This is a genomic window from Azospirillum sp. UENF 112521 (assembly GCF_058780665.1).
In genome coordinates, this window is sequence record NZ_JBSNCI010000007.1 from 170,493 (window position 1) to 191,081 (window position 20,589).

General features: G+C 68.9%; 18 protein-coding genes. 7 read left to right on the forward strand and 11 right to left on the reverse strand.

Annotated elements, in window-relative coordinates; genetic code table 11:
* Positions 1–47: 47 nt before the first annotated feature.
* The 8 genes from ACWPN8_RS29555 to msuE all read right to left on the reverse strand — a co-directional run bounded on the left by ACWPN8_RS29555 (position 48) and on the right by msuE (position 8,192).
* Positions 48–1,325 (reverse strand): SfnB family sulfur acquisition oxidoreductase, encoded by a 1,278-nt coding sequence (locus ACWPN8_RS29555; protein WP_199237420.1) that lies wholly within the window; start codon positions 1,323–1,325, stop codon positions 48–50.
* A 36-nt stretch (positions 1,326–1,361) separates the two neighbouring features.
* A complete protein-coding gene (locus ACWPN8_RS29560; RefSeq protein WP_492243343.1) occupies positions 1,362–2,153 on the reverse strand; it encodes an ABC transporter ATP-binding protein in 792 nt (263 codons plus the stop codon).
* A 26-nt stretch (positions 2,154–2,179) separates the two neighbouring features.
* Positions 2,180–3,541, reverse strand: a complete 1,362-nt coding sequence (locus ACWPN8_RS29565; RefSeq protein ID WP_492243344.1) for an ABC transporter substrate-binding protein — start codon at positions 3,539–3,541, stop codon at positions 2,180–2,182.
* Positions 3,542–3,606: 65 nt separating this feature from the next.
* The gene (locus ACWPN8_RS29570) at positions 3,607–4,662 is read right to left on the reverse strand and encodes a branched-chain amino acid ABC transporter permease (protein WP_492243345.1); all 1,056 of its coding nucleotides are present in this window, start codon (positions 4,660–4,662) and stop codon (positions 3,607–3,609) included.
* 3 nt (positions 4,663–4,665) lie between these two features.
* On the reverse strand, positions 4,666–5,553 hold the full coding sequence (locus ACWPN8_RS29575) for a branched-chain amino acid ABC transporter permease (protein ID WP_492243346.1): 888 nt from the start codon (positions 5,551–5,553) through the stop codon (positions 4,666–4,668).
* A gap of 3 nt (positions 5,554–5,556) precedes the next feature.
* Entirely contained in the window at positions 5,557–6,396 is an 840-nt protein-coding gene (locus ACWPN8_RS29580; protein ID WP_492243347.1) for an ABC transporter ATP-binding protein, read from the reverse strand.
* A gap of 66 nt (positions 6,397–6,462) precedes the next feature.
* The gene (sfnG, locus tag ACWPN8_RS29585) at positions 6,463–7,572 is read right to left on the reverse strand and encodes a dimethylsulfone monooxygenase SfnG (RefSeq protein WP_492243348.1); all 1,110 of its coding nucleotides are present in this window, start codon (positions 7,570–7,572) and stop codon (positions 6,463–6,465) included.
* Positions 7,573–7,604: 32 nt separating this feature from the next.
* Positions 7,605–8,192, reverse strand: coding sequence for an FMN reductase (msuE, locus tag ACWPN8_RS29590; RefSeq protein ID WP_492243349.1), 588 nt, complete (start codon positions 8,190–8,192; stop codon positions 7,605–7,607).
* Between the two features lie 297 nt (positions 8,193–8,489).
* Here msuE and ACWPN8_RS29595 point away from each other — a divergent pair, with 297 nt between their 5' ends.
* The 4 genes from ACWPN8_RS29595 to ACWPN8_RS29610 all read left to right on the forward strand — a co-directional run bounded on the left by ACWPN8_RS29595 (position 8,490) and on the right by ACWPN8_RS29610 (position 14,062).
* Positions 8,490–10,688 (forward strand): sigma-54-dependent Fis family transcriptional regulator, encoded by a 2,199-nt coding sequence (locus tag ACWPN8_RS29595; RefSeq protein ID WP_492243350.1) that lies wholly within the window; start codon positions 8,490–8,492, stop codon positions 10,686–10,688.
* Positions 10,689–10,862: 174 nt separating this feature from the next.
* Positions 10,863–11,720 (forward strand): amidohydrolase family protein, encoded by an 858-nt coding sequence (locus ACWPN8_RS29600; protein ID WP_492243351.1) that lies wholly within the window; start codon positions 10,863–10,865, stop codon positions 11,718–11,720.
* A gap of 15 nt (positions 11,721–11,735) precedes the next feature.
* Positions 11,736–12,866, forward strand: a complete 1,131-nt coding sequence (ssuD, locus tag ACWPN8_RS29605) for an FMNH2-dependent alkanesulfonate monooxygenase (RefSeq protein ID WP_492243352.1) — start codon at positions 11,736–11,738, stop codon at positions 12,864–12,866.
* Entirely contained in the window at positions 12,863–14,062 is a 1,200-nt protein-coding gene (locus tag ACWPN8_RS29610; RefSeq protein WP_492243353.1) for an acyl-CoA dehydrogenase family protein, read from the forward strand. The genes ssuD and ACWPN8_RS29610 overlap by 4 nt, the downstream gene beginning before the upstream one ends.
* Before the next feature lie 25 nt (positions 14,063–14,087).
* Here the strand turns inward: ACWPN8_RS29610 and ACWPN8_RS29615 are convergent, their stop codons facing one another.
* Genes ACWPN8_RS29615 through ACWPN8_RS29625 form a run of 3 tightly spaced genes read right to left on the reverse strand, consistent with a single transcriptional unit; the run spans position 14,088 to position 17,391 of the window.
* The gene (locus tag ACWPN8_RS29615; protein ID WP_492243354.1) at positions 14,088–15,161 is read right to left on the reverse strand and encodes an amino acid ABC transporter permease; all 1,074 of its coding nucleotides are present in this window, start codon (positions 15,159–15,161) and stop codon (positions 14,088–14,090) included.
* On the reverse strand, positions 15,158–16,312 hold the full coding sequence (locus ACWPN8_RS29620; RefSeq protein ID WP_492243355.1) for an amino acid ABC transporter permease: 1,155 nt from the start codon (positions 16,310–16,312) through the stop codon (positions 15,158–15,160). Before ACWPN8_RS29620 ends, ACWPN8_RS29615 begins: the two co-directional genes overlap by 4 nt.
* Positions 16,313–16,320: 8 nt before the next feature.
* Positions 16,321–17,391: an amino acid ABC transporter substrate-binding protein gene (locus tag ACWPN8_RS29625; RefSeq protein WP_492243356.1), complete on the reverse strand. Its 1,071-nt coding sequence runs from the start codon at positions 17,389–17,391 to the stop codon at positions 16,321–16,323.
* Positions 17,392–17,763: 372 nt separating this feature from the next.
* Between ACWPN8_RS29625 and ACWPN8_RS29630 the strand changes: the two genes are divergently transcribed.
* The 3 genes from ACWPN8_RS29630 (at position 17,764) to ACWPN8_RS29640 (ending at position 20,451) form a co-directional block, all read left to right on the forward strand.
* Complete coding sequence (locus tag ACWPN8_RS29630) at positions 17,764–17,955, forward strand: hypothetical protein (protein WP_492243357.1); 192 nt, start codon at positions 17,764–17,766, stop codon at positions 17,953–17,955.
* Positions 17,956–18,041: 86 nt separating this feature from the next.
* Complete coding sequence (locus tag ACWPN8_RS29635; RefSeq protein WP_492243358.1) at positions 18,042–19,118, forward strand: isopenicillin N synthase family dioxygenase; 1,077 nt, start codon at positions 18,042–18,044, stop codon at positions 19,116–19,118.
* Between the two features lie 37 nt (positions 19,119–19,155).
* Positions 19,156–20,451, forward strand: a complete 1,296-nt coding sequence (locus tag ACWPN8_RS29640; protein WP_492243359.1) for an O-acetylhomoserine aminocarboxypropyltransferase/cysteine synthase family protein — start codon at positions 19,156–19,158, stop codon at positions 20,449–20,451.
* Positions 20,452–20,589 lie beyond the last annotated feature (138 nt).

A 20,589-nucleotide genomic window follows, 5' to 3' on the forward strand; every position in this document is an offset into this window, starting at 1 on the left:
GTGGCCGCCGCCGCACCGATCCTGTCCCGTCGGCTCAACTCCTGCTGTCAACTCCAGGCATGGAGCGGCGGGTTGACGCCGTTCAGGGCATGGTTGCCGAGGATGGCGTATTTCCAGCGCACCGGGTCGTGCAGCGTGTGGGTGCGGGCGTTGCGCCAGTGTCGGTCGAAGTTATGCTCGGCCAGGACGGAGCGGGTGCCGGCCAGTTCGAACAGGGTGCTGCTCGCCTCCAGCGCGATTTCGGTGCTGAGGATCTTGGCCTCCGCCACCGCCAGTTGGGCCCGGGCGACGGTTTCGGCGCCGGGGGCGGCGACGGCGGCATCCACCGCGAGGCCAGCCTTTTCCTGCAAGGCTTCGGCGGCGTGCAGCCGCAGGGTCAGGCGACCGACCGCCTGGATGGTGTAGGGATCGTCGGACGCCCGGTCCTGCCCGCTGTCCACCCAGGGACGGCTGCGGCTGCGCACGAATTCCAGCGTGTCGCGGATCGCCGCCTCGGCGATGCCGTTGTCGACCGCGACCTGGATGATCTGGAAGATGGCGCCGTCGGCGGTCGGCACCTCATAGCCCTTGTAGCCGGGCACCAGATGGCTCTTCGGCACCCTCACCTTGTCGAGGATCACCGTGCCGCTGGCCGTGGTGCGCTGGCCGAAGCCCGACCAGTCGTCGATCACCGTCAGGCCAGGGGCGTTGCGGTCGGCGATGGCGTACCAGGCACGGCCCTGGTCGTCCACCGCGACAATGGGAACCAGATGGGCGAGCAGGGCGCCGGTCGAGTAGAATTTGCGGCCGGTCACCAGCACATGGTCGCCCTCGTCGGTGAAGCTGGTGGCGAAGTCGGCGGCGCGCTTGGTGCCGAATTCGGAAAAGGCGTTGCCGAAGCGGATGCCCTTCAGCACCTCGCCGAACAGCAGGCGCTGCTGCGCCTCGTCCGAGACGGTGCGGATGGCGGCGACCACGCCCAGATGGTTCTGCGAGATCTGCGACAGCGAGGGGTCGGCCGCCGCCACGATCTGCACCACCCTGGCCAACGTCGCGTAGGAGACCTCCGGCCCGCCGAACGCCTTCGGCACGTTGATCGACCACAGGCCGCTCTGCGAGAAGGCGTCCAGTTCGGCCACCGGCAGGATGCGCTCTCGGTCGCGCTTCGACGCGCTGTCGGCGACCTTGCGGGCCAGCGCCTCCGCCACCGCGATGGCTTCGGCGTCGTCCTTGATGACGTGGGCGGGCTTGGCGGGGCGCGGCAGGCCGGGCACGCCTTGCGGCGCGGGATCGGCGGTTTTGCTGTCGGAGGTTTTGGGGGCTGTGTCGAGAACGGCAGTGCTCATCGTCTCGTATCCTTTATCGGTTTCGGGTTGGTCCGCTCAGGCAGCGGTAGGGGTGGTTGCGGCGGCGGCGGGACTGCCGACACCGAAGCCCAGATAGAAGGCCTTGATGTCGTCGCGGTCGCGCAGGTCGGCGGCGGAGCCGTCCAGCACGGTGCGGCCGGTCTCCAGCACGCTGGCGCGGTCGGCATGGCGCAGGGCGACGGTGGAGTTCTGTTCGGCCACCAGAATCGACAGCCCCTCCTCGCGGTTCAGGCGCTTCAGCGCGGCGAAGATGCCTTCGACCACCAGCGGGGCGAGGCCCATCGACGGCTCGTCCAGCACCAGCAGGCGGGGCCGCGCCATCAGCGCCCGGCCGATGGCCGTCATCTGCTGCTCCCCGCCGGAGGTCAGGCCGGCGGGGGTCTTGCGCCTCTCGCGCAGCCGGGGGAACAGGGCGTAGATGCGCTCCAACTCGGAGCGCAGGGCGGTGCTGCCCAGGCCCCGCACCTGACCGCCGACAATCAGATTGTCCTCGACGGTCAGGGAGCGGAAGCAATGCCGGCCCTCCAGCACCTGCACCAGCCCGGCGCGCACCAGCTCGGCCGGGCTGCGGCGGGTGGCGTCCTCACCGTCATAGACGATGCTGCCGGCGGCGATCTGGCCGCGCTCCGCCGGCAGCAGGCCGGACAACGCCTTCAGGGCGGTGGTCTTGCCGGCCCCGTTGGCGCCGAGCAGGGCGACGATCTCCCCTGTCCGCACGGTCAGGCTGACGCCCGACAGCGCACGGATGGCGTGGTTGTAGGTCGCCTCGACCCCGTCCAGCGACAGCAGCACCTCGTTGATCGTCATGGTGGCGGAACTCCTCCGGGCTGCGGTCAGTTGCTCGCGTCTTCGGCGGCGGGGTCGCGGACCTGGAGGCCGTGCTCGGCGGCGTAGGCCAGCGACGACTTCTCAATGATCGGGCGCAGCAGGGCCCAGTCCGGGGCGATCCAGTCGGACACCACCTTCCACTTGGCGCCGTCCCACTGCTGGAAGGTCACGCGCCCTTCGCCTTCATGGTTGGCGACGCTGACGTTGATGGAATGGAACAGGCCCTTGGCGCCCAGCGCCTCGACCCGTGCGGGATCGAGCCGCAGATGCTCGAAGCCCCAGCGCACCTCGTCGCCGGTCAGGGTCCGCTTGCCGAACTTGTCCTGGGCGATGCGCACAGCCTCGACGTTCAGGATGCCGTTCACGATGCCGAGATTGTGATAGACGCTGCCGATCCGCTTCCTGTCGTCCAGATTGCCCTTGCCGGCGCCGTAGACCGTCTTCGCGATCTCCTGCAGCACCGGATAGTCCGCACCCGACGCCTGGGTGGTGATGGCGGTGTAGCCCTTGGCGGCGTCGCCGGCCGGGATGACGTCCTCTTCGGAGTTGGACCAGACATTGCCGATGATGCGGTCGGCCGGGAAGCCGACCTTCTGCGCGGTCTTCAGCGCCACCGGATTCATCACGCCCCAGCCGCGCAGCACCACATAGTCGGGCTTGGTCCGGCGGATCGACAGCCATTGCGACTGCTGCTCGTTGCCGGGGTGCGGCACCTCGACCTGCTCGACCGAGAAGCCGTATTTCTCGGCCAGCAGCTGGTAGATCGGGATGGTCTCCTTGCCGTAGGGCGAGCCGTGGTAGAGCACCACGATCTTCTTGCCCTTCAACTTCTCCAGCCCGCCTTCCCGCGTGCCGATGTAGTTCACGATGCCCGAGCTTTCGCTGTAGGGGTTCAGCAGCAGCGGGAAGACGTATTTGAAGACGCGGCCGTCGGTGCTGTCGGTGCGGCCATGGTTGACGGTGATCAGCGGAACCTTGTCGCGGCCGACATCGTCGATCATGGCATAGGCGATGCCGACCGACAGCGGGTTCCAGGCGGCGACGCCGGGCCGGTTCTTCTGCCGCTTGTAGCATTCGACGCCGCGTTCGACCTCATACTGGGTTTCGCACTCGTCCCAGGTCAGCTTGACGCCGTTGACGCCGCCGTCGCGATTGTTGACCAGCGTCAGATAGTCGATGAAGCCGCCGAAGAAGCCGGTGCCGCCGGCGGCATAGGGTCCGGCGCGGTAGCTTTGCAGCGGGAAATACTGCTCGTCGGCCCGTGCCGCGCCGGGCAGCAGGGCGGCGGTGCCGAGCAGCGCGCCGAGCAGGGCGGCCTTCAGGGACAAGGCTTTCAGGGACAAGCTTCGGGTGTTCGGACGCGACATCTGGTGTGTCTCCGTTGGAAAGGGCGGTTTTTGAAAAGGGGCGGGATGCCCCGGTTTTTTTGCGGTCAGCCGGCCCGGCGGAAGCGTCCGGCGATCCGGCTCCAGGCCCGGTCGAGCAGGGCGGTCAGGCCGGCCGGTTCGGCGATCAGGAAGGTCACGATCAGCAGGCCGAGCACGATGCGCTGGCTCATCTCCAGCACGCCGCTGTCGAACAGCCCGCCCAGCAGCGCCTCGCCCAGTCGGGACAGCAGCAGCGGGAAGACGACGATCAGCGCCGCCCCCAGGAAGGCCCCGCGCAGCGAGGCAAGCCCGCCGATGATGACGATGAACAGGATTTGAAAGGAGCGGTCGAGGTTGAAGCCGGCCGGCTCCACCGTGCGCAGATAGGCGAAGGCCCACAGCACGCCGGCGACCCCGATGATGAAGGAGGATACGGCGAAGGCCAGCAGCTTCAACCGCAGCACCGGGATGCCGATCACCCGCGCCGCCGTCTCGTGGTCGCGCAGGGCGACCAGGGCGCGGCCGGTCGGGCTTTCCACCAGCCGCCACACCGCCAGCGTCACCGCTGTCACCACGCCGAGCGCGAACAGGTAGCGGCCGGCGGAGCTGTCGAGCGGCAGGCCGGCGACCGACAGCGGCGGCACGGTGACGATGCCCGACGGGCTGTTGTTGGAAAACCAGCCGACCTTGTTGAACACCCACTGCACGAAGAACTGGGCAGCCAGCGTCGAGACGGCGAGATAGAAGCCGCGCAGCCGCAGGCTGGGCAGGCCGAACAGCAGCCCGACCGCGGCGGCGACCAGACCGGCCAGCAGGATGTCCAGCAGGAAGGGCAGGCCCGGCAGGCGGAGCGCCAGATTGTAGGCGGCATAGGCGCCGACCGCCATGAAGGCCGACGATCCCAGCGACACCTGCCCGGCATAGCCGGTCAGGATGTTCAGCCCCAGCCCGGCGAGCGCCAGCGCCAGGAAGGGCGTCAGGATGGCGTCGAACAGATATTCGCTGGCGACCAGCGGCAGGACGCCATAGGCGACGATCAGCAGGACGCCGATGCCCAGCAGGGCAGGGGAGGCACGGTGCGGAGCCGCCGCTGCGGTCTTCTCAAGCGCGAGATCGGTCATGGCTCAGACCCTTTCCACCGGCTTGGCGCCGAACAGGCCGGAGGGTCGGATCAGCAGGAAACCGAGGGCGGCGACATAGGCGATCCACCCCTCGATGCCGCCGCCGACGAACGGGCCGACATAGACCTCCGCCAGCTTCTCCACCGCGCCGACGATCAGCCCGCCGACGATGGCCCCGGCGATGGAATCGAAGCCGCCGAGCACCAGCACCGGCAGCGCCTTCAGCACCACCAGCGACAGCGAGAACTGCACGCCCAGCCGCGCTCCCCACAACAGGCCGGCGACCAGCGCCACCACCCCGGCCGCTGTCCACACCGCGGTCCAGATGCGGTCCAGGCTCAACCCCACCGCCAGTGCGGCCAGCTGGTCGTCGGCGACGGCGCGGAAGCCGAGACCGATGCGGGTGTAGCGGAAGAACAGGGTCAGCGCCGCCACCATCGCCCCGGCCACCGCCGCGGCGAACAGGTCGAAGCTGCTGATCAGCACGCCGCCGATCTCCAGCGGCAGGTCGTCGATGCCCAGATCCAGACCATGCACCTGGGTGCCCCACAGCAGCTGTGCGGCTCCCTCGATGACGTAGGAGACGCCGAGCGTCGCCATGAACAGGGTGATCGGCGGCTGGTTGACCAGCGGGCGCAGCACCGTGCGCTCGACCAGCGCGCCGATGGCGGTCATCGCCGCCAGCGTCAGCAGGATCGCGGCCCAGACGGGCAGTCCGCGCTCCGTCAAACTGACGAAGGTCAGCGCCGCGAACAGCAGCAGCGCGCCCTGGGCGAAGTTCAGCACGCCGCTGGTCTTGTAGATCAGGACGAAGCCGATGGCGACCAGGGAGTACATCACCCCCGACAGCAGGCCGCCGACCAGCACCTCGGTGAAGAATTGCCACTCCATGGCTCAGATGCCCTCTCCGGCTTCGAGGTCGTGGGCGACGCCGAGATAGGCGTCGATCACCACCGGGTCGTTGCGGATCTGATCGGGTGTGCCGTCGGCGATCAGCCGGCCGTAATCCAGCACGGCGATGCGGTCCGACAGCCCCATCACGACGCCGACGTCATGCTCGATCAGCACGATGGTGGTGCCGAGATCATCGCGGGCGGCGCGGATGTGGCCGCTGAGATCCCGCTTCTCGGTCAGGGTCATGCCGGCCATCGGCTCGTCCAACAGGAGCAGGCGGGGCCGCGCCACCAGGGCGCGGGCAAGCTCGACCCGTTTCTGCATCCCATAGGGCAGGGTGCCGGCGGGCCGGTCGCGGACATCGTCCAGATGCAGGAAGGCCAGCAGCTCCTCCGCCCTGGCATAGCCCTCCGCCCGTTCCCGCCGGGCGGCCGGCAGGCCGATGACCTGGGCCAGCACCCCGGCGCGCAGCCGGTGCGACAGGCCGGCGGCGACGTTGTCCAGCACCGACAGCCCCTTGAACAGCGCCAGATTCTGGAAGCTGCGGGACACGCCGAGCGTCGCCAGCCGGTCGGTCGGCACGGCAGCGAAGCTGTGCCCGCCGAGCCAGACCCGGCCGCGGTCGGGCTGGTACAGGCCGCTGACGACGTTGAGCAGCGAGCTTTTGCCGGCGCCGTTCGGACCGATGACCGCCCGGATTTCCCCCGGCGCGACGGCGAAGGAGATGTCGCTCAGCGCCATAACTCCGCCGAAGGACAGCGACACCGCCTCGACTGCCAGGGCGGACGGAACGGTCCCCGCCGCGGGCGAGACAAAGGGTTCGGAAAGGACGGCCGGCATGGGCGCGCTCCGCTGAAGACCTCGGGTTATGGGGCGAGGGAGGTGGGCCTCCCCCGCGGGACTTGCTCAGGCGGCGACCGCTTCCCGTTCCTTGGCCGCTTCCAGTTCGCGGACCAGCGGGATGACGTGTTTGCCGAAATACTCGACCTCCTCCTGGAAATGCAGGAAGCCGAGCAGGACCAGATCGACGCCGATGGATTTCAGGTGGACGATGCGCTCCGCCACCTGACGCGGCGTGCCGATCAGGTTGGTCTTGAAGCCGTCATTGTACTGGACGAGATCCTCGAAGGTGGATTTGGCCCAGTTGCCCTCGCGCTCCGGCGAAGCATTGCCGGCATTCTGGACCTCATGGTGGAAGCCCTTCACCGCGTCGGGATCGGCCTTTTCGAGAATCTCGCTAAGGACGGCGCGGGCCTCCTCCTCGGTCTCGCGGACGATGGCGAAGGCGTTGACGCCGATCTTCGCGCGGTGGCCGGTGCCGGCCTCCTTGGCGCGGATGTCGTCGATCTGCGCCCTGATGCCCTCCGGCGTGTTGCCGTTGGTGAAATACCAGTCGGACACGCGGGCCGCCATGTCGCGGGCGGCGCGGGAACTGCCGCCCTGGAAGATCTCCGGCAGCGGGGCCAGCGGCTTCGGCTTCAGCGTGTAGTTCTCGAAGCGGTAATGGGCGCCGTTGAAGGAGAAATTGTCCTCCGACCAGACGCCGCGGATGACGCGGATGAACTCCTCCGACCGGCGATAGCGCTCGTCATGATCCAGCCACGGCTCGCCGATGGCCTGGAACTCGCCGCGGAACCAGCCGCTGACGATGTTGACGGCGATGCGGCCCTTGGTCAGATGGCTGATGGTGGCGACCTGCTTTGCCAGCAGGGCCGGGTGCCAGGGGCCGGGCAGCACCGCGGCGATGACGTTCAGTGTCTCGGTCGCCGCCAGCAGGGCATGGGTGAAGGCGACCGATTCATGCTGGTTGTCGGCGCCGTAGCCGGCGGTGAAGCGGATCTGGCTCAGCGCATACTCGAACCCGGCCTGCTCGGCGATCTGCGCCAGCTTGCGGTTGTAGTCGATGTCCCAACTGGTGCGCTGCTCGATCTTGCTGATGACGAGGCCGCCGGACACGTTCGGAACCCAATAGGCGAACTTCACGGCGTCGGAATTGGCAGTCGTGGTGGCGGTCATGGCGAAGTCTCCGGGAGCGGAAGAAGGGAGGATCAGGCGGCGACCAAGGGCGCGGCGGCCAGGGAAGCGGTGGGAGCCGTCAGCCGGCCGAGTGCGGCGATGCGCACCGCCTCGTCGGCGGCGCGGGTCGCGCGGGCGGCGATGTCGGCGCTGCTCAGGCGGTAGTCGGTGAAGTCGCTGTCCTGGGCGAAGACGCCGGTCGGCACCGTATGGGCCAGGAAGAAGCCGAACAGCGGGCGAAGCTGGTGTTCGATCACCAGGGCATGGCGCGGGCTGCCGCCGGTCGCGGTCAGCACCACCGGCACGCCGCCCAAAGCGTTGGGGTCGATGAAGTCGATCAGATGCTTGAACAGCCCGGTGTAGGAGCCCTTGTAGACGGGCGTGCCGACCACCAGCAGATCGGCGCCGGCGATGGCGGCCAGCGCGTCGGCCACGCGCGGCGGCACCGCCTTCGGATCGGTCAGCGCCCCCAGCTCCGGTGCCAGTTCGCCGATGACGATGTCGGTGCGGTGGATGGCGGTTTGCGCCTCGACGCCTTCCACCACGGCATCGATCAGGGCGCGGGTGCGGGACCGGGCGCCCAGATTGCCGGAGACGGTGACGACCTTGATCTTGCCCATTGTACACAAGCTCCAGTGCGGGGTTGTCCGGAGCCATAGGCGCAATCAGTGTGCCAGATGCCTAACTAGCTGATTTTGTTGAAGAGACCATGCAGGGATCGCGGAAAATCCCGCTTCAAAGGCAGCAGGCTTCACACCATTCCTGCTGCACATGCAACAGCATGTAGGCATTATGCTGGCGTAGATTGTTCAATAATAACTCTGTGAGTTTGTAATATTGAATCAATTTCCATATTGATACACTGGGGAATGTTCGGGGTGACCCGACGATGCCCGCCTCAGGAAGCAGGTGCCGCCATGACCAGGATCCCGCCCAGTGACCGCTGGCCCGCCGCGACAGCCTTCGACGCCGCTCCCCGTCCGGGGCCCGGCCTGTCCTCCTGCCGGTTCGACGCCGCCGCCTTGCCGTCCGTTGTCGTGGGGCAGGACGGGGGGTGCGGACCGGGCATCGACGCCGCCGGTTACGAACAGCGCCGCATCGTCGCCTTCGACCCGGCCAGCCGGGGGCGCAAGCCGAAGATCCGCGCCACCGCCATGGTGTTCGAGGATCCGCAGTCGCAACGGCTCCAGGCCGATCTCGACCGGCTGGCGCCCAGCGACGCCACCGTGCTGATCATAGGCGAGACCGGCACCGGCAAGGAACTGGTCTCGCGCTATATCCACAGCCGCAGCCGGCGAGCCGACGGCCCCTTCGTCGCCGTGAATTGCGGCGCCTTCACCGACACGCTGGCGGAGGCCGAACTGTTCGGCTTCGAGAAGGGGGCCTTCACCGGTGCGCTGAAGACCCAAGCCGGCTGGTTCGAGGCCGCCCATGGCGGCACCTTGCTGCTGGACGAGATCGGCGACCTGCCGCCCGCCCTTCAGGTCAAGCTTCTGCGCGTGCTGCAGGAGCGCGAGGTGGTGCGCGTCGGCTCCCGCAAGCCCATTCCCATCGACGTCCGTGTCATCGCCGCCACCAACGTCGATCTGGAGGCGGCGGTGGAGGCCAGGCGCTTCCGCGAGGATCTGTTTTTCCGTTTGAACGTCGCCTCGGTGCGGCTGGCGCCGCTGCGCGAGCGGCCGGGCGACATCCCGCCGCTGGCCGGGCATTTCCTCGACCTTCACAAGGAACGGCTCGGCCGGCCGGAATTGTCGCTGAGCGGGGAGGCGTTGCGCCGGCTGGCCCGTTGCCCCTGGCCGGGCAACATCCGCCAGCTGGAGAATGTGCTGCATAACGCCGTGCTGCTGGCGCCCGGCCCGGAGATCGGCGCGGACGACGTCCGGCTGCGCTGCGAAGGGCAGGGCCGAGCTTCGGGAGGGGTGGAACCGCCACCCTGCGACCTGGAGGGGGCGGTGAGGGCGCTGGTCGCCCGCGCCGTCGCCGAGGGCGAGGCCGACCTGTATGAGCGGCTGGTCCGCACCGCGGTGCGCAGCGCCTTCGAGTTGGCGGACGGCAACCAGATGCGGGCGGCGGAAAGCTTGGGGATGACCCGGAACGCCTTCCGCACCCAGCTGGCCCATCTCGGCGCCATCGCACCGCGCCGCCGCCCCGGCGCGGCGGAGCCGGGGGAGGAGCGGAGCCAGGAACGGGGGTCCAAGCTTTCCGCTCCGGTGGTCTCGTCCCTGCCGGCCCGGCTGCCTGTCCGGCTTGTGGAGCTGCCGATCGGCTACCAGAAATTCGGCACCTCCAGCATCCTGAAGATGCGCGGCGCCGTGGAGCAGCGGCTGGCCGCCCATGGCTACCGCGTCACCTGGACCGAGTTCGTGTCCGGTCCGCAGATGATGGACGCGCTCGGCAGCATGCAGGTGGAATTCGTGGCGACCGGGGAGGCGCCGCCGGTCTTCGCCCAGGCGGCCGGGGTGCCGCTGGTCTATGTCGGCTACGACCCGCCGGCTCCCAATGCCGAGGCGCTGCTGGTCCGCCATGACAGCCCGTTCCGCAGCACCGCCGACCTGCGCGGGCGGACGGTGGCGCTGCACACCGGCTCGAACGTCCATTACTTCCTGCTGCGGGCCTTGCAGGCCTATGGGCTGACCCTGGACGACGTGCGGATCGTCCATATGCAGCCGGCGGCGGCGCTGGAGGCGCTGCTCGACGAGATGGTGGATGCCTGGGCGATCTGGGATCCGCTGCTCTCCTCGGCCCAGATCCGCGACGACACACGGGTACTGACCGACGGCAGCGGGCTGGTGCCCAACCACCAGTTCTACCTCGCCAACCAGAGCTTCGCCGACCGCAACCCGGAAGCCGTCTCCATCCTGCTGGACGAGGTGGGCAAGGCCGGCGAATACGCCGCCCTGCACGCGGCGGAGGCGGCGCAGAGCATGACCCGCGATCTCGGCATTGCCGCCCAGGCATTGGAACTGGCCTTCAGCCGGCTGACCTACGGGGCCAAACCGCTCGACGACCGTGCTGTGCGGCGGCAGCAGGCGGTCGCCGACAGCTTCCACGCTTCCGGTCTGCTGAAGTCCAGCATCTCGGTGCGCGAGGCGGTGTGGTCCGGCACCTGGGCGTAACGGGCGACATGTGAAACCAGCGCTGCCCATGCAGCAATTCCCCGGCGGCGGCTGTTGCAATTGCAGCGCGGCGGCCGGGGAGAACCTTGGTCAAGCAATTGAAAACAAACAACAAGCCGGTTTGGCACCGATGTTGCCCCTCCAGGGCAGACCCTGCAACCGGAGACCGCAACCGTGTCCCGCAAGATCATCGACCTGCGCAGCCGCCCCGCCTTCCTGCATGATTTCTATGGGGCGACCCCCGGCACCCCCGGCTTCGAGACGGCCAGATGGCTGAACCGGCGCGTTGGCACCCGTGGCGACGACGCCCATTTCACCCGCTCCCACACGCTGGACGGCTATCTCGCCGATGTGCGGGAGGCCGGCATCACCGTCGCCGCCATCATCGGCCGCGACACCCCCGGCGTCAGCACCTCCAACGACCGGGTGCAGGAGCTGGTCGCCGGCCGGCCGGACCTGATCGGCATCGGCTCCGTCGATCCGCAGCGCCAGGGCATCGCCGCCGCGGTGGTTGAGGTGGGCCGAGCCGTTACCGCGCTGGGGTTGAAGGGCATCAATCTGGAACCGGGCTTCCTCGATCCGGCGATCCCCTTCGACGATCCGTCGCTGCTGCCGGTCTATGACGCCTGCGACCAGCTGAAGGTACCGGTCTTCCTGATGACCGGCCCGACCACGCCGGACCCGCGCTTCAACGACCCGGCCCCGGTCGGCCGCATCGCCCGCGCGTTCCCCACCCTGAACATCGTCATCCACCATGGCTTCTGGCCGCATGTGGCGGAGATCGTCGGGATCGCCTTCCGCCATCCCAACGTCCACATCGTGCCGGACATGTACCTCTTCCTGCCCGGCAGCCGCCTCTATGTCGAGGCCGCCAACGGCTTCCTGCGCGACCAGCTGCTGTTCGGCAGCTCCTATCCGTTCCGCCCGATGAAGCAGACGGTGGAGGATTTCCTGAAGCTCGGCTTCGACGGGGCGGTGCTCGACGGGCTGCTGTTTGACAATGCCCGGCGCCTGCTGGCGCTCGATCTCTGAGCGGAGGACCGACCCATGGACATTTTCTGGTTCCTGCCGGTGCATGGCGACGGCCCCTATCTGGGCAGCCAGGTCGACAGCCGGCCCGCCACCCTGGACTATCTGACGGAGATCGCCCGGGCCGCCGACCGGCGCGGCTACCATGGCGTGCTGGTTCCCTGCGGCAAGGCCTGCGAGGAGCCCTACATCGTCTCCGCCGCGCTGATCGCGGCGACGGAGCGGCTGCGCTTCCTCGTCGCCACCCGGCCGTCCTCGATGACGCCGACCTTCGCGGCGCGGCTCGCCGCCGGGCTGGACCGGCTGTCGGGCGGGCGCTTCTACCTCAATGTGGTCGCCGGCGGCGACGCGGCGGAACTGGCCGGCGACGGCGTCTTCCTCGACCATGACGCCCGCTATGCCCAGGCGGCCGAGTTCTTCACGGTGTGGAAGCGGGTTCTGGCCGGCGAGACCGTCGATTTCGCCGGCAGCCACGTGACGGTGAAGGGTGCCGCCGTGCCGCTGCGGCCTGTGCAGCGCCCCCATCCGCCGCTGTTCTTCGGCGGCTCGTCGCCCGCCGGCCATGCCGCGGTGGCGGAGCATTTCGACACTTACCTGACCTGGGCCGAGCCGCCCGACGCGGTGGCCGCCAAGATCGCGGACGTGCGGACGCGGGCGGCGGCGCATGGTCGCACCCTGTCCTATGGCCTGCGCGTCAACATCATCGTGCGCGAGACCGAGGCGGAAGCCTGGGCCGCCGCCGAGAAACTCATCAGCAAGATCGACCGCAGCGCCGTCGAAGCCGCGCACGGCGCCTTCCGCCGCTTCGAATCCGAAGGCCAGCGCCGGATGACCGAGCTTGCCTCCCGCGACGATCTGGTGGTGGCGCCGAATTTGTGGGCCGGCGTCGGGCTGGTGCGCGGCGGGGCCGGAACCGCGCTGGTCGGCAACCCGCGGCAGGTGGCGGACCGGCTGCTGGAATACCGCGATCTCGGCATCGACAGCTTCATCCTGTCCGGCTACCCGCATCTGGAGGAGGCGCACCGCGTCGCCGACCTGCTGTTCCCGCTGCTGCCGGTGACGGCCCCGCCGCCGGCAGCTCAGGCCGCACCCGACGTCGCCTTCGTCAGCCCCTTCGGCGATCTTCAGCCGGCCAGGAGTGCCTCATGAGCCTCGTTCCGCTGTCCAGCCCGGCCCTGCGCGGGGCGCTGGCCGACCTCAAAAGCCTGTTGGCCGAGACCGCCGTCGCCCGAGACCGGGCCGGCGGCACCGCCAAGGCGGAACGCGACGCCATCCGCCGCTCCGGCCTGCTGACCCTGGCGATCCCGGCGGCCTATGGCGGGCAGGGGGAAGGCTGGCCGGCGATCCTGGGGTCGGTGCGGGAACTGGCGCAGGTCAATTCCTCGCTGGCCCATCTGTTCGCCTTCCATCACCTGATGGTCGCCTCGATCCTGCTCTATGGCAATCCGACCCAGCGGGCGGGGCTGCTGACCGCAACCGCCCGGCGCGGCCTGTTCTGGGGCAATGCGCTGAACCCGCTCGACCGCCGCACCCACCTGACGCCGGCCGGGGAGCCGGCGGAGGAGGAACCGCAGAACTGGAGTCTGAACGGCACCAAGAGCTTCTGCTCCGGGGCAACCGATTCCGACCTGCTGCTGGTGTCGGCGGACGGGCCGGACGGGGTGTTGCGGGTGATGGTGCTGCCGGCCGACCGTGCCGGCATCGCCGTGCTGGACGATTGGGACGCCATCGGCCAGCGCCAGACCGACAGCGGCACCGTCACCTTCACCGACGTGGCGGTGTCGGCCGCCGACATCCTGGGACCGCCGGGGCCGTTCGGCGACGTCGCCTCCAGCCTGCGCCCCTGCATCGCCCAGTCGATCCTGGCCAGCCTCTATCTCGGCATCGCCGAAGGGGCACTGGCGGCGGCGCGCGGCTTCACCCTGACGGAAGGGCGGCCGTGGCGGGCGTCGGGCGTGGCCAGCGCCGCCGAGGATCCCTATCTGCTGCACCATTTCGGCGAGGTGCAGCTGGCCGTTGCCGCGGCTGACGCGCTGGGCGGGCTGGCGCTCGACCGGCTGCAACGGGCGTGGGAGCGCGGACGGTCGCTGGGGGCGCAGGAGCGGGGCGAGACCTCGCTCGCCGTCGCCACCTTCAAGGTGGCCGCCGCCCGTGCCGGCCTGGATGCCGCCGGCCGGCTGTTCGATATTACGGGCGCACGGGGAACCGCCGGGCGCTATGGCTTCGACCGCTTCTGGCGCAATGTCCGAACCCACTCCCTGCATGATCCGTTGGATTACAAGCTGAAGGAGCTGGGCGTCCATGCCCTGACCGGCGCGCTGCCGGAACCGGGTTTCTACTCCTGATCCGGCTGGCTGCGGCGAGCGGTTCTCACCGCCGCAGCCGGCGTTCCAGCCACAGGCTGTAGCGCGACGCGATCACGCAGACCGTCAGGTAGATCAGCGCCGCGAAGCCGAACGCCTCGTCGTAGAATCCGAGCCAGGCCGGGTCCTTGGCGGCGGTTCGCGCGGTGTTCAGCAGGTCGAACAGGCCGATGACGATGATCAGCGTGGTGTCCTGGAACAGCCCGATCGCCAGGGTGACGATGGAGGGGATCACCGTCCTGAGCGCCTGCGGCAGGATCACCAGCCGCATCGATTGCCAATAGCCGAGCCCCAGCGCCTGGGCGGCTTCATACTGGCCCGCCGGGATCGACTGAAGGCCGGCCCGGACGATCTCGGCCAGATAGGCGGAGACGAACAGGACGATGGCGATCTGCGCCCGCAGCAGCTTGTCGATGGCGGCGCCGGCGGGCAGCATCAGCGGCAGCAGCAGGGTCGCGACATAGAGCACCGCGATCAGCGGCACGCCGCGCGTCACCTCGATGAACAGGACGGCCAGCGTCCGCACCCCGCCCATGGAGCTGCGCCGGGCGAGCGCCAGCAGCACCGCCAGCGGGAAGGCGCCGACCAACCCGAGGACGGCGAGCAGCAGGCTGACCGGCAGGCCGCTCCAGCGCTCGGTCGGCACCGCCGGCCCGCCGGGCCCGCCGGTCAGCAGCAGCAGGGCGGCGGCCAGCCCGAGGAGCCAGAGCCACAGCGTCGCCCGCCGCCAGAACAGCGGCATGCCGCTGAACCCGGCCAGCGCCAGCAGGATGGCGCCGGCCGCCGCAGGGCGCCACTGCCGGTCCTGGTCGTAGAAGCCGAACAGGATGTAGCGCAGCTTCTCGCCGATGAAGGCCCAGCAGGCGCCGGCCGCATCGGCGCAGCGGTCGGCCGGCCCCACCCACACGGCATCCAGCAAGGTCCAGCGCAGCAGCGGCGGCACGGCCCAGCCGAGAAGGGCGAGGCAGCAGAGCGTCACCGCGGCATTCAGCGGCGTGCCGAACAGGCCGGCCCACAGGCGCTGCCAGCGCGGCTGTGGCGAGGTGAGGGGCGGGGCGCTTTGCAGGACGCCGTCGGTCATCGCGCTCCCCTCGCCGCCAGCCGGCGGTTGTACAGGTTCATCGCCGCCGAGACCGCGAGGTTCACCGTCAGATAGGCGCCCATCATGATCGCCATGGTTTCCAGCACCTGCCCCGTCTGGTTGGCGCTGGTGTTGATGACGCTGACCAGATCGGGGAAGCCGATCGCGACGGCGAGGCTCGAATTCTTGGTCAGGTTGAGATAGCTGGAGGTCAGCAGCGGCACGATCACCCGCATGGCCTGGGGCAGGACCACCAACCGCATGATCCGGCGGCGCGGCAGGCCCAGCGCGCGGGCGGCCTCCCACTGTCCGGCCGGCACCGCCTGGATGCCGCTGCGCACGATCTCCGCGATCATCGCCGCGGCGTTGACGACCAGCCCGACCAGCAGGGCGGAGAATTCCGGCGATACCGTCGTCCCGCCGCTGAAGTTGAAACCGGCGAGTTCGGGAAATTCGACCTGCAACGGCACGCCCGACGCCAGCAGCAGCGCGACGGGCAGGCCGCATGCGGCCGTGGCGAGTACCACCCCCGACAGCGCATCCCGCCGCCCGAGGCGCCGGAGCAGAACGGTCCCGGCAAGGGCGAGCGCCAGCGCCAGCGCGATGGCCGCGAGCAGCCATCCGCCCGCCCGTCCGTCGGCGAAGGCGGGCAGCTGGATGCCGCGGTTGCACAGGAAGACGCCCGGCAGCGGGTTCAGCGCCTGGCGTGGGGAAGGCAGCGCCTGGAAGGTGGCGCTCCAGAAGAAGAGTTGCAGCAGCAGCGGCGTGCTGCGGACCATCTCGACGTAACCCTGCACCAGCCCCGACAGCAGCGCGTTGCCGGACAGCCGCGCCACCCCCAGCAGCACGCCCAGGACGGTGGCGATCAGGCAGCCGGCCACCGCGACCTTGACGGTGTTCAGCAGCCCGACCAGCAGGGCCAGCGCGTAGCTGTCCTGCGGCCGGTAGTCGAGCAGCGCCTCCCCGATCTCGAAGCCCGCCGGGCGGCCGAGGAAGGCGAAGCCCGGCGTGATGCCGAAGCGCTCCATGTTCGCCAGCGTGTTGGAGCCGAGCAGGAAGCCGCCCAGCAGCACGAGCGCCAGGATCGCCGCCTGAAGGCCGCTGCGGCCACCCCACCAGAGGGCGACCGCGGCAATCGGACCGGAGCGCACCGGATTGCTCACCGGAAGGGCGGGGCGTAGAGCAGGCCGCCCTGGGTCCACAGCTTGTTGAAGCCGCGGTCCAGCCCGACCTTGGTCGCCGGCCCGACGTTGCGGTCGAAGATCTCGCCGTAATTGCCCACGGTCTTGACGATGGTGTAGGCGAATTTCGGGTCGAGCTTGGCCGCTTCGCCCAGGCTGGGATCGACGCCCAGGAAACGGCGGACCGTCGGATCGGCGCTGGTCAGGAAGCTGTCGATGTTGGCCTGGGTGATGCCCAGCTCCTCCGCCTGGATGGTGGCGTAGACCGCCCAGTTGACGATCTCCAGCCACTGGTCGTCGCCATAGCGGATGGCCGGGGCCAGCGGTTCCTTCGAGATGCGCTCGGGCAGCAGGACGTAATCGTCGGGCTTGGGCAGCTGGGTGCGGGTGATCGCCAGATCGGAGGCGTCCTGGGTCAGCACGTCGCAGCGGCCGCTGGAGAAGGCCTTCTGGTTCTCGGCGGTTTCCTCGATCACCACCGGCTTGAAGGCGATCCTGTTCTGCCGGAAGAAGTCGGTGATGTTCAGCTCGCCGGTGGTGCCGGTCTGGACGCAGACGGTGGCGCCGTTCAGCTCCTTGCCCTTGCTCACCCCCAGCTTCTTCGGCACCAGCAGGCCCTGGCCGTCATAGAAGACCACCGGGCCGAAATGGAAGCCCAGCTTGGTGGCGCGGGTGAAGGTCTGGGTCACGCCCGACAGCAGGATGTCGAACTCGCCCGATTGCAGGGCCGGCAGGCGCTGCTGCGGCGAGGAGGAGACGAACTGCACCTTGTCCGGGTCGTTGAACACGGCGATGGACAGCGCCCGTCCGAAATCGACGAAGAAGCCCTGCCAGCGGCCGTTGCTGTCGGGGGCGAAAAAGCCCGGCTGGGTGCCGACGCCGACCTTGATGCTGCCGCGCGCCTTGATCGCGTCCAGCGTCGGACCAGCCTTGGCTGCGCCGGTCAGGGCGAGGCCGATGGCGAGGCTGAGGGCGCCGGCGATCAGAAATCGCGGCGACAGGCCGCTTCGGGAGGCCGGACGCGAAGGGGCCTGCGAGGGAGTGCGCATGGTGGTTTCCCGCAATGAGTTTGTTGTTTTGTGAAAGCAGCAGAGCGCCGCATCGAAAAGGCGCCCGACAGGCCCGATCCGGTCGCGGACCGGCGGTTGGCAGAGCAGCCGCGAAGGGGCAGCGCTTATTCCCTAATTAGCAGATAGGGAAAATGACCTGTCAACGGTTTCGTGAAAATTTACAAATCAACAAATCAAAAATGTTCAAATAGAATTTTCTCGGCTCATAAATCCACAATCATGATAGACAATAAGAGTCTTCCGCGTAATGATCGGATGTGAAACCGGGATGCCGCCTGGAGTTCCGTGACCCCGGCGGCCGTGCCAAGCCTCAAGCCCTAACCTCCCAAGTCATTGTACTGGAACGCTATCATGGCCAATCCTCAGACGGCCCGCCGGGCCTCCGCCTCCGCAGCGTCCGAACAGACCATGGTCTGGATCCCGCTTCCGGAAGCCATGGGGATGTGTGCCGTGAATGACGGGCTGACGCCCGATGCGCCGGTCAGCCGGCTGTGGGCGCAGATGCGCAGCACCTGGCTGAAGGCGCGCAGCCGCACCGACTGAGCGGCGCCGGCTTCCACAAAATCCGATTTCACATGTCGCTGCACGAAGCGGGCGTTCCCGAACGCATGTCCGCAAAGGAGAGTCCTGTGACCGCGCTTCCCTCTTCGGCCGAGCGGCCGCCGCTGCCGTTTCTCGATCTCGCCCGCCTGGATGGCGCCGCGGCGGACCGCGCCCTGTTCCTGTCGGAGCTGCGGGCGGCGATCCGCCGCTTCGGCGCCTTCTATGTGACCGGCCACGGGGTCGATCCGGCCTTCATCGACTCCGTCTTCGACCTGTCGCGCGGCTTCTTCGCCTTGCCGGAGCAGGACAAGCTGTCCATCGAGATGGTCAACTCACCCCATTTCCGCGGCTACACCCGCGCCGGCTGGGAGCGCACGCGCGGTCTGGCCGACTGGCGCGAACAGCTGGACGTCGGCGCGGAGCGGCCGGCCTTGCCGTGGAGCCCGAACTCGCCGCCCTGGGTCCGCCTGCAAGGCCCCAACCAGTGGCCGGAGGCCCTTCCGGAGTTGCGCCCGGCGGTGCTGCGCCTCCAGGACCAGTTGACCGCGGTGTCGCGGCGCATCCTGTCGACGGTGGCGGTGGCCCTGCGCCTGCCGGAGGATGCCTTCGATCCGATCCTGACCGACCAGCCGACGCAGCTCGTCAAGCTGATCCGCTATCCGGGCCATGACGCGGTTCCCGCCGCCGATGCCTCTGCCGACGATGCCCCCACCGATAATGCCGAGGGGCAGGGCGTCGGGCCGCACAAGGACAGCGGCCTTTTGACGCTGGTTCTCCAGCACCGCCAGAGCGGCTTGCAGATCGAAACCGACGGGGGCTGGGCCGATGTGCCGCCGGTTCCCGGCACCTTCGTCGTCAATGCCGGCGAATTGCTGGAACTGGCGACCGACGGCTATTTCCGCGCCGCCGTGCACCGGGTGGTGACGCCGCCGGCGGGGGTGGACCGGCTGTCGACCGCCTTCTTCCTGGGGGCCGGCCTGGATGTCCGGGTGCCGGTGCTGCCGCTGCCGGACGATCTCGCCGCCGAAGCGCGCGGGCCGGAGCGCGACCCGCTGAACCCGCTCTACAGCTCGGTCGGGGAGAACACGCTGAAAAGCCGCCTGCGCTCCCACCCCGACGTGGCCAGCCGCCATTACGCCGATCTGGTCGGCGCCTCCACCTGACCGCCGATATCAAGAACCCAGAAAGAGGAACCGCCCGATGACCGACCGTAAGCCGCACTTTGAAACCCTGGCCGTCCATGGCGGCGCCTTCCGAGCCGATCCAGTCACCGGCTCCGTCGCTGTGCCGATCCACCAGACGACCTCCTACCAGTTCCAGGACACCGCCCATGCCGAGCGCCTCTTCGCGCTTCAGGAGCTGGGCCACATCTACACCCGCGTCACCAACCCGACGGTCGAGGTGCTGGAACAGCGGCTCGCCGTGCTGGAAGGCGGTGCGGCGGCGGTGGCGGTCGCGTCCGGACAGGCGGCGTCCTTCTATTCGGTGCTGAACCTGGCGCAGGCCGGCGACAACATCGTCACCTCCACCGACCTCTATGGCGGAACCTGGAACCTGTTCGCCAACACGCTGAAGCAGATCGGCATCGAGGCGCGCTTCGTCGATCCGGCCGACCCGGAGAATTTCCGCCGCGCCACCGACGAGCGCACCCGCGCCTATTATGCAGAGACGCTGCCGAACCCGAAGCTGAACGTCTTCCCGATCCGCGAGGTCGCCGACATCGGCCTGGATCTGGGCGTGCCGCTGATCGTCGACAACACCGCGGCCCCGCTGACCGTGCGGCCTTTCGACCATGGCGCGGCGGTGACGATCTATTCGGCGACCAAATACATCGGCGGCCACGGCACCACCATCGGCGGCGTGCTGATCGACGGCGGCACCTTCCCGTGGGAGGCGCATGCCGCCCGCTTCCCGCTGCTGACCCAGCCCGACCCCAGCTATCATGGCGCGATCTGGACGGAGGCGGCCAAACCTCTCGGCCCCATCGCCTATGCGCTGCGCGCCCGCGTCACCCTGCTGCGCGACATCGGCGCCGCGCTCAGCCCGCAATCGGCCTTCCAGCTGATCCAAGGGCTGGAGACGCTGCCGCTGCGCATCCGCCAGCACAACGCGAACGCCGGCATCGTCGCGAACTACCTCAAGACGCATGCCAAGGTCACGTCGGTGATCTTCCCCGGTTTGCAGGAGGGCGAGGCACGGCGGCGCGCCGACACCTACCTGAAGGGCGGCTATGGCGGGCTGGTCGGCTTCGAGTTGGCCGGCGGGGCGGAGGCGGGGCGGCGCTTCATCGACGCGCTGAAGCTGTTCTACCACGTCGCCAACATCGGCGACGCCCGGTCGCTGGCGATCCATCCGGCCACCACCACCCATTCCCAGCTGTCGCCGGAAGACCAGATCGCCACCGGCGTCACCCCCGGCTATGTCCGCCTGTCGGTCGGCATCGAGCATCCCGACGACATCATCGCCGACCTGGAGCAGGCGCTGGCGGAGGCGTAACACCCGCTGCCCATCGCCCAGCATCAGGCGGTAGCGGACGCTCGCGGCCCGGTTCCTCACTGTGCGGCCGGCACCATCCCCTCGGCGGGATGTGCCGGCCGAATTTTTTCACAGATGTGCATATTTTGGTATGCGCAG

Bases quoted from the DNA above. Each gene is read 5' to 3' on its own strand.
- ACWPN8_RS29555 (WP_199237420.1), bottom strand. From the start codon at position 1,325: ATGAGCACTGCCGTTCTCGACACAGCCCCCAAAACCTCCGACAGCAAA.
- ACWPN8_RS29560 (WP_492243343.1), bottom strand. From the start codon at position 2,153: ATGACGATCAACGAGGTGCTGCTGTCGCTGGACGGGGTCGAGGCGACC.
- ACWPN8_RS29565 (WP_492243344.1), bottom strand. From the start codon at position 3,541: ATGTCGCGTCCGAACACCCGAAGCTTGTCCCTGAAAGCCTTGTCCCTG.
- ACWPN8_RS29570 (WP_492243345.1), bottom strand. From the start codon at position 4,662: ATGACCGATCTCGCGCTTGAGAAGACCGCAGCGGCGGCTCCGCACCGT.
- ACWPN8_RS29575 (WP_492243346.1), bottom strand. From the start codon at position 5,553: ATGGAGTGGCAATTCTTCACCGAGGTGCTGGTCGGCGGCCTGCTGTCG.
- ACWPN8_RS29580 (WP_492243347.1), bottom strand. From the start codon at position 6,396: ATGCCGGCCGTCCTTTCCGAACCCTTTGTCTCGCCCGCGGCGGGGACC.
- sfnG (WP_492243348.1), bottom strand. From the start codon at position 7,572: ATGACCGCCACCACGACTGCCAATTCCGACGCCGTGAAGTTCGCCTAT.
- msuE (WP_492243349.1), bottom strand. From the start codon at position 8,192: ATGGGCAAGATCAAGGTCGTCACCGTCTCCGGCAATCTGGGCGCCCGG.
- ACWPN8_RS29595 (WP_492243350.1), top strand. From the start codon at position 8,490: ATGACCAGGATCCCGCCCAGTGACCGCTGGCCCGCCGCGACAGCCTTC.
- ssuD (WP_492243352.1), top strand. From the start codon at position 11,736: ATGGACATTTTCTGGTTCCTGCCGGTGCATGGCGACGGCCCCTATCTG.
- ACWPN8_RS29610 (WP_492243353.1), top strand. From the start codon at position 12,863: ATGAGCCTCGTTCCGCTGTCCAGCCCGGCCCTGCGCGGGGCGCTGGCC.
- ACWPN8_RS29615 (WP_492243354.1), bottom strand. From the start codon at position 15,161: ATGACCGACGGCGTCCTGCAAAGCGCCCCGCCCCTCACCTCGCCACAG.
- ACWPN8_RS29625 (WP_492243356.1), bottom strand. From the start codon at position 17,391: ATGCGCACTCCCTCGCAGGCCCCTTCGCGTCCGGCCTCCCGAAGCGGC.
- ACWPN8_RS29630 (WP_492243357.1), top strand. From the start codon at position 17,764: ATGGCCAATCCTCAGACGGCCCGCCGGGCCTCCGCCTCCGCAGCGTCC.
- ACWPN8_RS29640 (WP_492243359.1), top strand. From the start codon at position 19,156: ATGACCGACCGTAAGCCGCACTTTGAAACCCTGGCCGTCCATGGCGGC.